This is a genomic window from Shewanella sp. LC6 (genome assembly GCF_006385735.2).
GTDB lineage: Bacteria > Pseudomonadota > Gammaproteobacteria > Enterobacterales > Shewanellaceae > Shewanella > Shewanella xiamenensis.
In genome coordinates this window covers 4,613,305-4,630,060 of record NZ_CP043902.1, presented here as the reverse complement: position 1 = coordinate 4,630,060, position 16,756 = coordinate 4,613,305, and the positions used below count along the sequence as shown (strand labels likewise).

Annotated in this window: 14 protein-coding genes; 4 read left to right on the top strand and 10 right to left on the bottom strand. The window is 44.9% G+C overall.

Annotated elements, in window-relative coordinates; translation table 11 throughout:
* Nucleotides 1-20 precede the first annotated feature (20 nt).
* A complete protein-coding gene (locus FJD32_RS20685; protein ID WP_088586236.1) occupies nt 21-3,479 on the top strand; it encodes a zinc-dependent metalloprotease in 3,459 nt (1,152 codons plus the stop codon).
* A 113-nt stretch (nt 3,480-3,592) separates the two neighbouring features.
* Here FJD32_RS20685 and rho read toward each other — a convergent pair whose 3' ends face one another.
* Both rho and trxA read right to left on the bottom strand, forming a co-directional pair.
* Nucleotides 3,593-4,858, bottom strand: a complete 1,266-nt coding sequence (gene rho, locus FJD32_RS20680) for a transcription termination factor Rho (RefSeq protein WP_037413641.1) — start codon at nt 4,856-4,858, stop codon at nt 3,593-3,595.
* 212 nt (nt 4,859-5,070) lie between these two features.
* Nucleotides 5,071-5,397, bottom strand: coding sequence for a thioredoxin TrxA (gene trxA, locus FJD32_RS20675; protein WP_011070766.1), 327 nt, complete (start codon nt 5,395-5,397; stop codon nt 5,071-5,073).
* A 151-nt stretch (nt 5,398-5,548) separates the two neighbouring features.
* Between trxA and rhlB the strand changes: the two genes are divergently transcribed.
* Both rhlB and FJD32_RS20665 read left to right on the top strand, forming a co-directional pair.
* Nucleotides 5,549-6,868, top strand: a complete 1,320-nt coding sequence (gene rhlB, locus FJD32_RS20670) for an ATP-dependent RNA helicase RhlB (protein WP_140907789.1) — start codon at nt 5,549-5,551, stop codon at nt 6,866-6,868.
* Nucleotides 6,869-7,795: an exopolyphosphatase gene (locus FJD32_RS20665; protein ID WP_140907788.1), complete on the top strand. Its 927-nt coding sequence runs from the start codon at nt 6,869-6,871 to the stop codon at nt 7,793-7,795.
* Between the two features lie 74 nt (nt 7,796-7,869).
* On the opposite strand, the gene FJD32_RS20660 is transcribed toward FJD32_RS20665, so the two are convergent.
* From FJD32_RS20660 to pilB, 8 genes are all read right to left on the bottom strand, one after another.
* A complete protein-coding gene (locus FJD32_RS20660; RefSeq protein WP_037426365.1) occupies nt 7,870-8,406 on the bottom strand; it encodes a thioredoxin family protein in 537 nt (178 codons plus the stop codon).
* 143 nt (nt 8,407-8,549) lie between these two features.
* Complete coding sequence (gene mutT, locus FJD32_RS20655; protein ID WP_140907787.1) at nt 8,550-8,945, bottom strand: 8-oxo-dGTP diphosphatase MutT; 396 nt, start codon at nt 8,943-8,945, stop codon at nt 8,550-8,552.
* An 86-nt stretch (nt 8,946-9,031) separates the two neighbouring features.
* Complete coding sequence (gene yacG, locus FJD32_RS20650) at nt 9,032-9,241, bottom strand: DNA gyrase inhibitor YacG (protein WP_037413634.1); 210 nt, start codon at nt 9,239-9,241, stop codon at nt 9,032-9,034.
* Between the two features lie 102 nt (nt 9,242-9,343).
* Nucleotides 9,344-10,078, bottom strand: a complete 735-nt coding sequence (gene zapD, locus FJD32_RS20645) for a cell division protein ZapD (protein ID WP_037413632.1) — start codon at nt 10,076-10,078, stop codon at nt 9,344-9,346.
* Entirely contained in the window at nt 10,071-10,688 is a 618-nt protein-coding gene (gene coaE / locus FJD32_RS20640; RefSeq protein WP_047534370.1) for a dephospho-CoA kinase, read from the bottom strand. Before coaE ends, zapD begins: the two co-directional genes overlap by 8 nt.
* A gap of 137 nt (nt 10,689-10,825) precedes the next feature.
* On the bottom strand, nt 10,826-11,752 hold the full coding sequence (locus tag FJD32_RS20635; protein ID WP_140907786.1) for an A24 family peptidase: 927 nt from the start codon (nt 11,750-11,752) through the stop codon (nt 10,826-10,828).
* Between the two features lie 153 nt (nt 11,753-11,905).
* On the bottom strand, nt 11,906-13,177 hold the full coding sequence (locus FJD32_RS20630; RefSeq protein WP_140907785.1) for a type II secretion system F family protein: 1,272 nt from the start codon (nt 13,175-13,177) through the stop codon (nt 11,906-11,908).
* A gap of 106 nt (nt 13,178-13,283) precedes the next feature.
* Nucleotides 13,284-14,993 carry a type IV-A pilus assembly ATPase PilB gene (gene pilB / locus FJD32_RS20625; protein ID WP_140907784.1) on the bottom strand — a complete coding sequence of 570 codons (1,710 nt, stop codon included), beginning with the start codon at nt 14,991-14,993 and terminating at the stop codon, nt 13,284-13,286.
* Nucleotides 14,994-15,810: 817 nt separating this feature from the next.
* On the opposite strand from pilB, the gene FJD32_RS20620 reads away from it, so the two are divergent.
* Nucleotides 15,811-16,737 (top strand): O-antigen ligase family protein, encoded by a 927-nt coding sequence (locus tag FJD32_RS20620; protein ID WP_181159898.1) that lies wholly within the window; start codon nt 15,811-15,813, stop codon nt 16,735-16,737.
* Nucleotides 16,738-16,756: the final 19 nt, after the last annotated feature.

The window sequence follows — 16,756 nt, the reverse complement described above, 5'->3', positions numbered from 1 at the left end:
ACAGTAGTTAAGAGGAATCTATGAAGAAGTCCATGGTATGTCTGGCGATAACCAGCGCACTGACCCTTGTGGGGTGTGGTGCCGGTGATGAGCCTTATAAAGAACTCCCCAAAGATGAAAAGCAAGTCACCACTGCCGACATCGATAAAGCCACTGAGCGGCAATATCTCTACATTCGCAGCGTGGGTAAGGCTCCGCGTTATGCCGCCGAGGTGCGAGGTTTTACCCAAGGTGATCCTAAGTTGGTAACCTTGCATAAAACAGAGAATGGTATCCAAGTACGTCAAATTGACCGAGATAATATCGGATTAGGCCATGACAGCCGTTATCCTAATGAATATAACCAAGCGCCAGTGTTAACCATTCCTGGTGAATATATCGACTTTAAATGTACCGAAGATAAATGGCGTGAGTGTATTAACGTAGAGCAAGTTAACACCGATGCTAATTTAACATGGCAGGATAAGCGCTACTTTGTCCCCGATTTTGCCAAAGCTAAAATTGCCGAGCTGGGCATTAATGACATTTTCACCTTTGGTGAATGTGTGACTGAAACAGAGGCCCCACGACTAGTGAATACTCAAGGCCAAAAAGGCTATGAGATGGATTTAGCTAAGGGCGTGGTTAACTTTGAAATTGAGCATACCTATCAGGCTTCACCAAGTTGCTTTAACCAATTTTACGGTGGCAACCTCGACAATCTATCCTTTACGACCACTGAGTTTATTTCGATTGTGGCGGTGGATCAGTTAGCCAGTAAAGACTATCAAGCGATTCCCTATGCCGAAAATGAAAAGGGCGCATTTGGTTTCTTTACCTCTTCCCATACTTACCGTGATGCGACTGATTCAGAGGGCGTTGACGGGTATGTGCGTACCTACATGAATCGCTTCAATCCGGCCAAATCGGAACTGACTTATTACTTGAGTAATAATTTCTACGATGCGAAAAATAAACCCTTTTTGGATGCTGCTATCGAGTCCGTGACGGCAATTAACATTCAAAACAAGTTGTATAAAACGGGTTTCCCACAGATAAAACTTGAGCAAGCCCACGATAAACGCCATGGCGACCTGCGCTATAGCAACATCACTTTATTTGATGAACCGCTGGATAATGGTTTGGCGGGTTATGGCCCATCCGCGGCAAACCCGCTTACAGGCGAAATTGTGAGTGCGCGAGTCAATCAATACAGCTCGAATCTAAAACAAGGCGCAGTACGTTACTATCGCCAAGTGCGTTTAGATTATAACAGAGGCAAATTGGACGCGAATTCAGTCACATCGTTAACGGGCGAGCCTTATGTGTCGAATTTGAACAAGCCAGATGTCAGCGTTGATACTGTGCCAGTTGAGGCGGCGGCATTTGAACAACCGACTCAGCAGCTTATTGCAGCACCCAAATCAATGTTATTAACGCCTAAGGATAATAGTCTCGATGCTTTGGCGGATTTTGATGAAAAAACACAAGCGTTTTGGTCTGAAAATTCAATGATGCATGTGGATACCGTGTTTGCTACAGGTGGTAGTAATCGTGAATTACCTCGCGGTATCAAAGGTCATGAAATTGATTGGAAAAAAGCCGAAATGTGGGTTGATGGCAAAGTGGGCGGTAAATTAGCTGCATTTGAAGATTTGCCGATAAGTTTACAAGACTCATTAACTACAGCCCTTGCTGCACAAGCATTTGCCGGCACCTTGACCCATGAATTAGGGCATACCTTTGGCTTAAGACATAACTTTGCTGGGAGTCGCGACCACGACAATACCTTTAACCAAGCACAACTGACGGAGTTAAAAGCCGCCTTTAGCGATGCAGGTTACCCAGATATTACTGTTAATGCCGAGTTTTCGAGCCAAATGGACTACAACGTGAATCGGTTTGCAACCACGTTTGAACCCTATGACTTAGCGGCGTTACGTTTTGGCTATGCCCGCGAAGTGGAAACAAAGGCTAACGAATTTGTATCGCTCAAAGCGGAAGATGCTAAGCGTCGCGACGAACTTGCCAAAGGCATTGTTAACGGGGATACCCGATTTGGCGCACTTTATAATATTGAGCAAAACAATAGCCTACGTCAGTATTCTTATTGCACAGATGAACATGTGTCCCTTAACAGCAACTGTAATCGTGGTGATGCGGGTAAAAACTTAGATGATATTAACCAGTTCTATATCGATAAGTATTTTGATAGCTACGAGACCATGAACCTACGCCATAATCGTCAATCTTTGTTTGAGGATCATAGTCTAAGTTACACCATTAATCGTAAAGTTCAGTTTGATGAGATACGTCAATTCATTGAAGATGTGAGCTTTTTAGAGCAATTATTTGGTCTATCAGAAAACTTTTTTGCAGGTGAGTGCGACCGACTGGCTGCGGCAGGTAGCGAGGCTTGGTATTGTGCGAATCAGCGGGCAATGAATCAGTCGGCCGATTTCTTTCTTAAGCTAGTGGGAGAAAACGACGCCACATTGGACGTCACATACAAACAAGCTGATGGCAGCGTAGCGTTAAGACAGCAGTACAATTTTGCTAAGGTACTTGAGCAATATCGTTTTAAAAGCGGCGATATGAAGGCGCAATTTGAGCCGGGTGAAGTGATCAGTCAGTTCTCTGATTCCCCAGAAGCCTTGAAAGAGTTGATCATTAAATCGCAAATAAATCCTCAATTTCAGGATTTATTAACGGCTGATGTTAGCTTTTCGGGCCGCTTACTCAACGGTATTAAAACGCCTGCATCCTCACCTAACCATCCGTATGTGAATGAGCGCGACGTGTTAGGTGTATGGCCTGATAAATTGTTAGCCGTGCGAGCCTTAGTATCACGTACAACGCCCCGCAGCACATCGAGTCGTGGTTATAAAGCCTTGGTTGATTTACCGAATGTGGGTCCAGTGTTCCAAGACATGTTGTGTAAGATGACCATGGGTGAAGGCCCTGGGCTGACTCGTGGTAGCACGCCGCTCTTTACCGAAAGCTGTGGCGTGAGTGGTAAGCTCGATAGCTATCTGCCTTATTACACTGATTTTGCCCAACAAAGTATTGAGCCATTACCTAATTACGATCGTTCAGTTTCACGTTACTTCCAATTTGATACTGTTAACGGCCAGCCAAAAGGTAAGAGCAATTTATTGCAGATGATATTACGCCAAGTGGTGCTTGCATCGGTTGACAGTGATTATCAAGGCGAGCAAAAAGCCAGAGTATGGCGTGAATACGTCGGTATTCATCTAGCCGGCCCTGCATTAGCCACACAAGCGGAAGTGACAGTAAATGGCCGTGTGTATGCTGCGACCGCAGAAAACACTTTAGCATTGGCGCTGATCAACCGAATTAAAGAAATGGAAACCTTTAAGGCGCAGGTCGGCGAGGCCACGCTTGCCATCAAGTTAAACAACGGTACAGTAGGTGAGATCATTGATGGGCAACTAAGCCGAGATCAGTTAGTACTCAGTTATTTGCCTGTGCTTGATTAAGTCACTTGAATCGAGTGAGCCGCACCCGCGGCTTTGCAATCCATAACCATATGTAAAACGTAAAAAAAGGCCGCTCAGTGAGCGGCCTTATTATTCATACAATCTTATATGGCTTAAGACTTTGCGCGTTTCATCGCGGTGAAGAATTCTTCGTTAGTCTTAGTCATCGCCAGCTTATCAATGAGGAATTCCATTGCACTGACTTCATCCATTGGATTGAGGATCTTACGCAGGATCCACATTTTTTGCAGTTCGTCTGGATTTGTCAGCTTCTCTTCACGACGAGTACCACTGCGGTTAAAGTCAATCGCAGGGAAGACGCGTTTTTCAGCGGCTTTGCGTGACAGATGCAGTTCTTGGTTACCAGTACCTTTAAACTCTTCGTAAATCACTTCGTCCATCTTAGAACCAGTATCGACTAACGCAGTAGCGATAATGGTTAAGCTGCCGCCGTGTTCGATGTTACGTGCTGCACCGAAGAAGCGTTTTGGACGATGCAGGGCGTTGGCGTCCACACCACCGGTTAACACTTTGCCTGATGAAGGGATTACAGTGTTGTAAGCACGCGCCAAACGGGTGATAGAGTCGAGCAGAATCACCACGTCTTTTTTGTGTTCGACTAAACGTTTAGCCTTTTCAATAACCATTTCAGCCACTTGTACGTGACGGCTTGCTGGTTCGTCGAAGGTAGATGCAATAACTTCACCTTTAACGAGGCGTTGCATCTCGGTTACTTCTTCTGGGCGTTCATCGATCAGCAGAACCATCAATACCACTTCAGGGTTGTTGTAGGTAATGGATTGCGCAATGTTTTGCAGTAATAGCGTTTTACCCGCTTTTGGTGGCGCAACGATCAGACCACGTTGACCTTTACCGATAGGTGAGCATAAATCCAGAATACGGGCAGTGATGTCTTCAGTTGAGCCATTACCACGCTCCATACGCATACGTTCTTCTGCGTGGAGTGGGGTTAAGTTTTCAAAGAGGATTTTATTGCGAGAGTTTTCAGGTTTATCAAAGTTAACTTCGTTAACTTTTAACAGGGCAAAATAACGTTCACCTTCTTTTGGTGGACGAATCTTACCAAAAATGGTGTCACCCGTTCGCATGTTGAAACGGCGAATTTGGCTTGGTGACACGTAAATATCATCAGGGCCAGCTAAGTAAGATCCATCTGCACTTCGTAAGAAACCGAATCCGTCTTGGAGTATCTCTAATACGCCGCCACCGAAAATGTCTTCGCCACTTTTGGCGTGGGCTTTAAGGATGGAGAAAATAATGTCCTGCTTGCGAGCACGGGCCATATTTTCGAGTTTCATGTTTTCGGCTAGCGAAACTAGGTCGGATATCGGCGTGTCTTTTAATTCAGTTAAGTTCATGTTGGGGATCTTGTGTTACGCGACAAAGCTTACCGCGATCAATCAGTAAAGTTTGTGATTCAGGATAGTGATTGACGAGCGAGAAGTGGTTTAGTTAGAAAGAATCTGGTTATTAAAGTAGCACTAACAAAGCGGGGCGTCCAGAAATTTAGGGGCATTCCGGCACAATTTAATTTCAGCTTGTGCCGGAGGTCACTCATAACGACAACAAATTAGATTTGTGCGTCGATAAACTCTTTTAACTGAGTTTTAGAGAGCGCGCCAACTTTGGTCGCTGCCAATTCACCGTTTTTGAATAACAGCAATGTTGGAATGCCGCGAACGCCGTATTTCGCTGGAGAAACGTTGTTCTGGTCAACGTTTAATTTAGCGATAGTTACGCGACCGGCATACTCTTCGGCAACGTCGTCAAGGATTGGCGCGATCATTTTACATGGACCACACCATTCAGCCCAAAAGTCTACCAATACTGGTAAATCGGCCTTTAATACGTCGTTTTCGAAGCTGTCGTCGCTCAGGTATATAATTTTATCGCTCATGATGTTCTCCAGTTTGGTTGCCATTGCTGGTTTGTTAATGGCTTACCATGTATATTGGGGCTGAAAAATAGCTTTTCAAGTTACCTTTTACAATGTGGCTATTTCAAACGATCGAGTATCTTATTGCAACCCCAAATGGTATGCTTGCGCTATGAGCCAAACACATTTATCAAATCAAAAATTTGCCGACTTACCTCTGCATCCTGAGGTTAAACAGGCCCTTGCCGAGAACGGCTTTGAATTTTGTACGCCGATTCAGGCGTTATCATTACCCGTATTACTTCAATCAAAAGATATCGCTGGCCAAGCTCAGACGGGCACTGGCAAGACAATGGCGTTTTTGGTTGCCACATTTAACCATTTATTGTCGACCCCTGTTCCTGAAGGGCGTCAATTAAATCAACCGCGTGCCATTATCATGGCGCCCACCCGTGAATTAGCCATTCAAATTGCTAAGGACGCGATTTTACTCGCGAAACATACTCGCTTAAAGGTGGGGATTGTTTACGGTGGTGAGAGTTACGACGTCCAACGTAAAGTGCTCGACCAAGGTGTTGACATCTTAATCGGCACAACCGGACGGATTATTGATTATGTGCGTCAGGGCATTATTAGCTTAAATGCGATTCAAGCCGTGGTGTTAGATGAAGCCGATCGTATGTTCGACCTCGGTTTTATCAAGGATATTCGTTTCTTATTCCGACGCATGCCTAATGCCGATCAGCGCCTGAACATGTTGTTTTCAGCGACGCTTTCAATGAAGGTGCAAGAGTTGGCTTATGATCATATGAATGATCCGGTGAAAGTCGAAATTGCCCCCGAAGAAAAAACCTCAAAGAATATCAAAGAAGAAATTTTCTATCCTTCCCAAGAAGATAAGATGCGTTTATTGCTAACGCTGATTGAAGAAGATTGGCCTGAGAAAGCCATTGTTTTTTCAAACACTAAGCACAGCTGTGAAAACCTATGGTCTTGGCTTGAAGGGGATGGTCATCGCGTCGGTTTGCTGACGGGTGATGTGCCGCAGAAGAAGCGTATTCGCATTCTCGAGCAATTTACCCAAGGCCAATTAGATATTCTGGTCGCGACTGACGTTGCCGCGCGCGGACTGCATATTTCCGATGTTTCCCATGTTTACAATTATGATTTACCTGATGATTGTGAAGATTACGTTCACCGTATTGGTCGTACTGGGCGAGCAGGGAACAAAGGGGTATCAGTTAGTTTTGCCTGTGAGGAATACGCACTAAACTTACCAGCGATTGAGACTTATATTAATCACTCAATCCCAGTGAGTAATTATGACCGCGATGCGTTACTGGATGATATTCCACAGCCTGCTAAGATTCATCGTAAACATCCAGCGGGAGCTCGTAATTTACGTGAGCGCTCAGGAGCAGGGCGACCACAAGGTGCCCATCGTAGTGGTGGACGTCCACCTCGCCATGACAGGACGCGTAGACAGCCTTAAATGCCAACACCCGCTTATGCCGCCATTACTTTAGGCTCTAATAGCTTTAATATGCTGATCGCTAAGACAAAAGGCGGTCAGCCACAGATTATTGCTAAATACAAACGTAAAGTAAGGTTAGCCGAAGGCATTGGCGAAGATGGTCATCTAACCGCAGAAGTGATGCAGCGTGGCCTAGATTGCCTAGCGATGTTTGCCCAGATGTTAGCGCTGCATAAAATCCATCCTAATCATGTCGCTGTGATTGCCACTGCAACATTGCGCTGTATCCATAATGCCGATGAGTTTAATCAGAAGGCGATTCCGCTATTGGGTCATCCGATTGAGATTATCTCAGGCATGCGTGAGGCTGAGCTTATTTATCAAGGCATGGTGGCGACCACTTGTGGCCAAGGTCGACGCTTAGTGATTGATATTGGTGGAGCAAGTACCGAATTTATTATCGGGGATGGTCATCAGGTTCAGTTTAAGACTAGCTTGCCTATGGGCAGCGTGACCTTTAACCGCCGTTTCTTCAACAACGCGCCGTTGCAAGAGCTCGATTTTGACGATGCTAAACAGGAAGTGCTAGCAGTCTTAGGTGAACATAGGCAAAGGCTAAAAGACTTAGGATGGCACTGTGTAGTGGGGGCTTCTGGCGCAGTGCAATCTGTGGTCGAAGTGCTAATGCACCGTAAGCAGTCTGAAATCATCACTTTGGCTGTGCTGACACAGCTGAAAGCGGAAATCCTCGCCGAGGAAGATGTGAGTCTTGAGGGAATTATCGGCTTAAGCGCCGAACGTGCGCCGACATTTGCCGCAGGGGTGGCGATTTTACTTGCGCTCTTTGAACTCTTAGGAATTGAGCAGTTGGCGCTATCAGGTGGAGCATTGCGTGAGGGTGTGTTAGTGATGCTGGCGCAGCGGATTTTAGAAGAAGCTATTTAACTCTCAAGCCCATTTAAAAAAGATAAAGGCCGTCAAGTGCACACTTGACGGCCTTTATCTTTTAATGGATTGGGTTACTTTAAGATTTCGGCTAAATCTTTTTCGAGCGAAACGGTTGGGCGTTCAACAATGCGGCCAATTTCTTTACCTTGTTGTTGCACGATAAAGGTGGGAATACGTTTGAATTCGTATTTTGCCGCCAGTCCTTCTGGGTCTTGCTTGCTGCGATCGACACCAATATAAGTCACTTTAATATTGGGGTTCGCCACTTCTTCGATAATACGGATAAAACGTGGCGTTTCGCGATGACAGTCTGGGCACCAAGTACCAATAATCACGACGATTTCTGTTGGTTCTGTGACTTTTTTGAGTGGTGCTAAGGCGTCGGTATCGACTTGGTAGCTTTTGTAGCCCTCAGCAAACTCATTGAGATCTTTTACTAAATGTTGCGCTTCAACTACACCGGTTAAAATCACTTCTTGTTTCTCCTCGCTGCAGGTGGCAATCAAGCCCTGTTGTTGCTCTTCAAAGCCACAGCCGCCATTTGCTAGTACTTGGCAACTAAAAAATAACGCGGTCGTGGCGAGTAATGCTTTAACGTTATTGTGCATGATATGCCCTCAAAATCGAAGAAGAATAATGAATTTGCATTCAAGCACTAATTTACGTTTTGTAAAAGTTGTGAATGAATTTGCTGCAAGCCAGATCACGTATCGCTAATGTAAATCTGGCTGTTACCCATAAAAAGATGTGATTAGTTTTGTGCTAATAGCTTGGCGAGGATAGGTTTATTAGCATCAGGGAAGTCATAATGGGTGAGCTCGTGCTTCTCGACCCAGACGATTTGTTGTCCTTCAAGCCCTTGCGCCTCGCCCGTAAAGTCACTCACAGTGTGAATATCGAGTAGTACCTGTTTATCTGGGTAGTCGTAGCTTAAGGCCATAAAAGGTTCGCTCGAATGGACGTTAAGCGCCACTTCTTCTTTTAACTCACGAATTAAGGCTTGGGTAACGGTTTCGTTTTGCTCCACTTTTCCACCGGGAAATTCCCATTTGCCGCCTTGATGTAAATGCTCTGGGCGCTTGGCGAGTAGGATTTGTCCGTCAGTATTAAGAATAATGCCCACGGCAACATGAATACGTTTTGTCATAAATTTCTACTTATCACTGTATGAACAACAATCCGAGACTCGTCGGTTCTGGCCGTTGGTAAATATACGGAGTTGTTGTATGAGGCTTATTCTTTAAAGAAGCTTTCTTCGTCGTAACCAAGTTCGTCTAAAGCGTCGACATCAAACTCAGATTTGACTGGAATGGCGTGTTTCTCCGATGCCCAATCACCGAGATCGATCATCTTACAGCGCTCACTGCAAAAAGGTTTGAACTCTGACTGAGGGCTCCATTGTACTGGGGTTTTGCAAATTGGGCAGTTGACGGTTAACGGCATAATGGGGATCTCTTGATTTACTGCTGAATAACGAATAACGAATAACGAATAACGAATAACGAATAACGAATAACGGTTATCAATGGCGTTAGTGTAAAGGCTTCACGCGCAGGTCGCTAGTAAGAATTCGATGCTTCGGTCTGAGTGGCGTTGTTGATCGAATTGTACAAAATGAATGGCATAACGATTTTTATGGCCACTGATCGTGGGATAACAACCGTGGGAAGCATCGACTTTGACTCGAACTAATGACAGGGCTTGAGTGCTATCCCCTTGATAAAAACCGGCATGAGCGGTGGCATTATCGAAATCAGCGGTACTGCGGGTAAGTTGAAGCAAAAGCGTGATGGGTGTGAGTAGGGGATCGAAATGACTTATCCAAGCTTGATAATCCTGGCGTCTTTCTTCCCAAGGTTTGGCGAGCCAAAAATGCAGTTGGGGAAGGTCGAAGTTACAGCAGGCACCTGGCATACCAAAGCGTTGCCTGAGTGCAGATAAGAATCTGTCTTGCTTTAGCTGGCTCCCACAGCGTTCGGGGCGTTGTAATGGTTCTCTGGCTTGGGTTAAGGCTTGAATATAAAAGCGGATTTGTTCGCTATCGACGTGCTCGAGTTCTTGCCATTTGCTCAGTTGCAGTAGATTTCGCTCGATATCTTTGAGGACCTCATTGCGGTAGTCGCAGCGCTCCGAGAGCTCGCACAGGGAAAACAGAGGGTAGAAACATCTATGCTGGTGGTCGTGATTTAGGTTATTACAGAGCTGCTTGTTGAGGTATTCGAGCCGCAAGTAGCTGCGGATCTTCTCATTTAAAGGCTGTTCATAAACTAAGTCAGTCATGGGCGTTGTGATTACCAGATAATTGTAAATAGCGCTGATGCAATGCTTGCACCTCTTGTTTTAGCGTTGATATCTCTCCCTGATTATCAATAATGTCATCGGCTCTAGCGAGTTTTTCACTGCGGCTACACTGGCTCTCAATGATGTTATTTACTTGAGTTGCATCGACATTGTCCCGCTTTACGGTACGGCTTATTTGTAACTCTGGCGAAATATCCACCACTAAAGTCCGATTGACTAACCTATCTAACCCGTTCTCAAATAGCAAGGGTACAACCATAATTACATAGTCTGAGGTGGCATTTTTGACTTGCAAAAGCATTTCTTGGCGGATCATGGGGTGCAGCAGTTGATTTAACCACTGACGCGCTTGTTCATCGCTAAACACTCGTTGCCTAAGTTTTGCGCGGTCAAGCTCACCCGAGGCCGTTAAGATTTCTGTCCCAAAATGGTCAATAATGGCGTTTAATCCGTAGGTGCCTGGTGCGACGACTTCTCGGGCAACGACATCGGCATCGACTAGGCAAACACCTTCTGCCGCAAACAGATTCGCCACGGTCGTTTTACCACTGCCAATCCCGCCCGTTAAACCGACAACAAATTTGGACATAAAACTCTCTTAAAAGCGATGACGGACGTGCTTATAGGACCTAGGACCTAGAACGGAGACTGGACTTCGTCCTGCTAGGGCGTCGCTGCGCTCCTTCTAGAACCTAAAGCCTAGAACCTATAAGGCCGAAGCCAGTTCTATAATGTACTTAAATACCAATCCACTATAGGTTGACCCCATATTAGGGCGATCCAACCTGCGGCGGCAATGTAAGGACCAAAGGGAATCGGATTTGCCAGTTGATTACGTTTGGTCACGATCAGCGTAATGCCTACGAGGGCACCCACTAAGGATGAAAGTAAAATCACCAGTGGCAACATTTGCCAACCAAGCCAAGCACCAAATACGGCAAGCAGTTTAAAGTCACCATAGCCCATGCCTTCTTTACCGGTTAACAGCTTAAATAGCCAAAAAATCGACCATAAACTTAAATAGCCTACAGCGGCACCAATAATCGCATCGGTTGGGTTGGTAAAGGTATGGTTGAGGTTAATGAGTAGTCCTAACCATAGCAGGGGAAGGGTCATCTGGTCGGGAAGCAGCATTTCATCCAGATCGATTCCGGTGAGCGCAATCAACACAAAAGTGAGTATTGCAGCAAACACAAATTGCCCGCTGGGGCCAAAATGCCAAGCCAATGTTGCAACGAGTAACCCTGTTATTAGCTCAATAATCGGATAGCGTGAGGAAATGGGGGCATGACAGGCAGCGCATTTTCCCCTCAACATTAACCAACCTAAAATGGGTAAATTATGCCAAGGCTGGATGGAGGTTTTACATTTAGGGCAAGCAGAGCCAGGTACCACAAGATTGTATTTGGGAGGATAGTGATCAATCGGTTTATTGAGCTTTTCTATTCCTACTTGCTTAACAATATCTGCATGATATTCCTGCAGATACTGATTACATTCCTGTTGCCATTCGCGCTTCATCATCACCGGAAAACGATGAATAACCACATTTAAAAAACTACCAATAGTAGCGGCAAACACAAAACTTAAGCAGATAAAAAGCCATGGTGCTTGGTCAAAAGTGTGACCCAATAAAGTGAAAAATTCAGTCATTATTCTTACTTAATTATATTGTTCAATGTAAAACGGATTTTAGGTGTCTAGGACGCTTTGCTGCTCAGGCGTCGCTTCGCTGCTCTAGAACCTAGAATCTATAAGGGCGTAGCCCGTTTTGCTTTTTCTGGCTGCTGCGCTTTTTGCAGCATTCTAACCACTAACCACTTTACCCATTTGGAAGATGGGTAAATACATAGCGACAATAAGACCACCAACAACAGTGCCAATGACCACCATCATGATAGGTTCAATTAGGCTGGATAAACCATCGACAGCGTCGTCTACTTGCATTTCATAGATGGTTGAAACCTTATTGAGCATATTATCTAGCGAGCCTGATTCTTCACCAATCATCACCATTTGGATCAACATATCGGGGAACAGCCCTGTGGTCCGCATTGCCACGTTCATTTGCATCCCGGCCATTACTTCCTGGCGGATTTTTAAGATGGCTTTACGGTATACCGCATTGCCCGATGCCCCTGCGGCGGATTCTAAGCCGTCGATTAAGGGGACACCAGCGGCAAAGGTGGTGGCTAAGGTACGGGCAAAACGCGCCATAGCGCCTTTGTGTAGAATGGGACCAATAGCTGGAATTTTTAAGATGACTTCGTCAACTCTGTCTCTCACGATTTGCGAGTTCCTATGAGCCCTCACAAATAAAAATACGCCAGCCACTATGGCACCCAAAAAAATATACCAAGAGGATTGTAGGCCGCGGGAGATATGCAAAACCAATTGGGTAAATGCAGGTAACTCGGCCCCAAAGCCCTTAAAAATATCTTCAAATTGTGGCACCACAAACAGTAATAATAGTGCCGTTACTAAAATAGCGACTATTACTACTGCTGCCGGATAAAACATGGCTTTTTTAATCTTGGATTTTAATGCTTCAGATTTTTCACGGTAGGTCGCAATACGATCAAACACTACATCGAGTGAGCCTGAATGTTCACCCGCCGCCACTAAATCGACATAAAGATCATCAAAATAACGTCGGTGGGGACGCAAAGCATCAGATAACGGAATACCTGACTGGATCTCCGATAGAATTGTCGCTAACAGCTCACGCATTTTTGCTTTTTCATGGCCGCGACCCAGTAATTCAATGGTAGTCACTAATGGCACCCCAGCGGCAAGCATGGTGGCAATTTGCCGAGTCACCATAGCAATATCCATAGGGGTAATTTTGGCATCTCCTAATTTAAATAAGGCGGCCGATTGTTTGCGAACGGTTTTAGGATTTACCCCTTGAGATTTTAACTTGCTACGAACCTCAGCAGCAGAGGCCCCCCTCAGTTCGCCACTGGTTTTTTGGCCGTCGCGGTTAACACCTTTCCATTCAAAGGTATAAATTTTAGGTTGGCTTTTTTGCTCAATCTTTTTTGGGCGAGGCTTTTTTACTGTGGTTGCCGTAGCCATAAATTATCCCTGTTGGTTGTAAAGCTAAGAAGGACGCTGTGCTGCGAGAGTGTCGCCATACTCCTTCTAGAATCTAGAGCCTAGAAGGGCGCAGTCCGTCCCACTATTAAAAACTGGTTACCCGATTCACTTCGGCAATACTGGTTACACCTTGGAGCACTTTTAGTAGCCCTGATTGACGCAGATCGCGCATGCCTTGGGCCTTGGCTTGGGCAGCAATTTGTAATGAATTACCCCCTTCCATAATAGTACGGGCAATTTCATCTGACATCTTCATCACTTCGTAAATGCCTACCCGTCCTTTATAGCCTCCGGAGCAATGCTCGCAGCCCACAGGTTTATAGGTGATAAACCCTTGGGCGATTTGCGCATCACTAAAGCCTAAACGTTGTAGCTCATGTTCGGGTATTTGTTCGGGTTGTTTGCATTCTGGGCAAAGTCGCCGTGCAAGTCGCTGAGCAATAATTAAATTGACTGAGCTGGCAATATTATAGCCGGGTACGCCCATATTAATTAAACGGGTGAGCGTTTCTGCCGCCGAGTTAGTATGCAGTGTTGATAATACTAAATGGCCTGTTTGTGCGGCTTTAATGGCAATTTCGGCGGTTTCAAGGTCACGGATTTCCCCGACCATCACCACATCGGGGTCTTGGCGCAAAAACGAACGTAGTGCTGAGGCGAAGGTTAAACCTGCTTTTAAATTAATATGGACTTGGTTTACCCCCTCAAGGTTAATTTCCACCGGATCTTCGGCGGTGGAAATATTACGCTCGGCGGTATTGAGGATATTTAAGCCTGTATAGAGCGAAACGGTTTTACCCGAACCTGTTGGGCCGGTCACTAATATCATGCCTTGGGGTTTGGCTAGCATCTCAAGGTAGAGCTTTTCTTGATCGGGTTCGTAGCCGAGTTTTTCGATACCGAGCTGTGCGGAAGAAGAATCCAATATCCGCATTACAATTTTTTCGCCCCACAGGGTCGGCAGGGTACTTACCCGAAAGTCGATAGACTTAGTGCGGGATAGCTTCATTTTAATCCGGCCATCCTGGGGGACGCGACGCTCGGCAATATCCAGCTTTGACATTACCTTTAAGCGCGCTGAGAGTCGTCCGGCTAGGCTGATTGGCGGCTCGGAGACTTCATGCAAAATACCATCGATACGAAAACGGATACGATAGCGTTTTTCATAGGGCTCAAAATGTAAGTCTGAAGCGCCCTTACGAATAGCATCGGTTAGTATCTTATTGATATAAATGACGATAGGGGCATCGTCACTGGATTCACCAGCATTGTCTTCATTGCGTTTATCGGTATCGGTAATTTCGATACCAGCAAGCGCTGCTTCATCCATTCCGCTTAAATCAAGGCCAGTAATATCTTCTTCGAGTACCTTTTCAAGGGCCTTAGCGAGCTTATCTTCTTCCACCAAAATGGCTTCGGCATGTAGGCCTGCACTAAATTGAAACTCTTCTAGGGCGGCAATATTGGTAGGATCTGAGGTGGCAATATAGAGGCGATTGCCGCGCTTAAATAGCGGTAAGCAGCGGTGCTTTTCAATCAGTTTTTTATTAAGAAACTCTTCAGGGATGGCGCTAACATCAAATTCGGCTAAATCCAACAGCGGGGTGCCATATTCCTCATAGCAAAGCTCGGCAATACTGCGAGCCGACACGAGCTTAGTTTGCACTAAGGTGGTGACTAGGGTTTGTTTATTTTGGCGGGATTTGGTGATGGCACTCGCCATCTGCTCTTCATTAAGCAGACCTTTACGGATGAAAAGGGTGGATAATCCCAGGTGAAGGCCAGCGGATGGCATGAAAAACTCCTATCTCCATTAGTTTTTCCATCATAGCGGCAAAATGGTTATTTGTCATATATAAAAAAGCTCAAATAATCACAAAAAAATGAGTATCATCATAAGGATGCGAATTTATGTACAGCTTTCAAAAATGGCTATATTTTACCATAAACTGTACTGTGGATTAATGGTCGATAAATAACAATGCCTTATAATAAAGTCACTTCGATTTACTTGACTAGAACGCGTAAATAATCGGTGATTTGGTGATGCACTTTAACGCCAATATTGTGGGATAAATACGTGATGGAATGCTCAATTAAGGAAACAGATATTGCAATCAACTCCGATTTTTAGCCGGATTATCCTGCTCACTTTCTTCGCGCTATTTTTACTTGGCTCGGTATTATCAGGTTATATCACAGGATATCTGGGGGTGGATAACGCTTACGATCTTAAGCGAATCCTAGTAATTATATTTATCGTGTGTTCAGCGGTTGGCCTTTTGTGGCGATCGAGTATTCCGATGATAGCCCCATCGCCTTTTACACTTTGGGTGGTGGTAAGCCTATTTATACTTGGTTTTATATCAACCCTTTTTAGCCAGCATCCATTTTGGTCATTACTTGAATTAGCCAACTTTTTTTTGCTGCTCTGTTTGTTTTATATCTTAGGTGTACTCATAACTGACATTGGCAGAAATCTGACGCTACAATATTTTTTTGGATTTGCATTATTTTTCTCGATTTGTATTGCGGTTAAGTTTTTTTTGCTGCTGTTTTTTCATGCACTCGATGCTAATCGGCCAGATGTGCATTCTTTAGTGGCAGGCTTTATGAATGTAAGGTTTTTCAATCAATTGCAAGTTATGCTGCTACCGTTGTTGTGTTTGTCTTTTTATATCGAACCACTTAAAAAATATAAACGGGCAGCCATGGTGACCTTTAGTGTGTTGTGGTTAATCCTGCTGCAATCAGAGGCTCGCGGCGCAGTATTAGCGCTGGTAGTGGCGGCTGTTGTGGTATATCGCTTTTTATCTACCGATCTGCGTAAAGGGTTTATTCGCCCTATTTTAAAGGCGGTGGCTTTCGGCACGCTTTTATGGCTGGTGCTGATCATTATTATTCCACTGTTTATTTTTGATAGCCCAATTTGGCAATTAAGAACCAATAGCTCTGGCCGTATTGATATGTGGATTTATATTTTGCATGCGATCCCTGAACGTATTGGCTTAGGTTACGGGCCAATGAGTTTTGCATGGGCAGAAGCAAGACCTTTACCTAATGCTCACCCACATAATGCCCTCATGCAGTTTTTATATGAGTTTGGTGTGGTTGCGTTTATCTTGGCTACGAGTTGGTCGCTGATAATATTATGGTCAATATTAAAGCGGCTTACCTTATTAGGGGAAAAACCGAGTGAGCATTTAGCTAAAAACTCACAATGTAGCCTCGACACAGGCTCATATATAGGCATAGAGAAGGACACTACCGATATAGTGTTGGCATTTGCACTATGCGCACTATGGATTTATGCCATGTTTGACGGGGTAATTGTCATGCCATTATCCCAAGCATTATTGGTGGCATTATTGGCTGTTAATTGCCGTCACTATCAACTGCGAGTGATTGCATTACCTTGGAAAGTGGTATTAATGGCAGCAGTGATAATCTGTGGTGCACTGTTAATCGCGAGCCTTGGTGATACCGCGCTTAATCCGCAAATGTATCCAAGATTATGGTTAACTGGGATAATTAATTGATAAAAATAAAAAAGCCCCT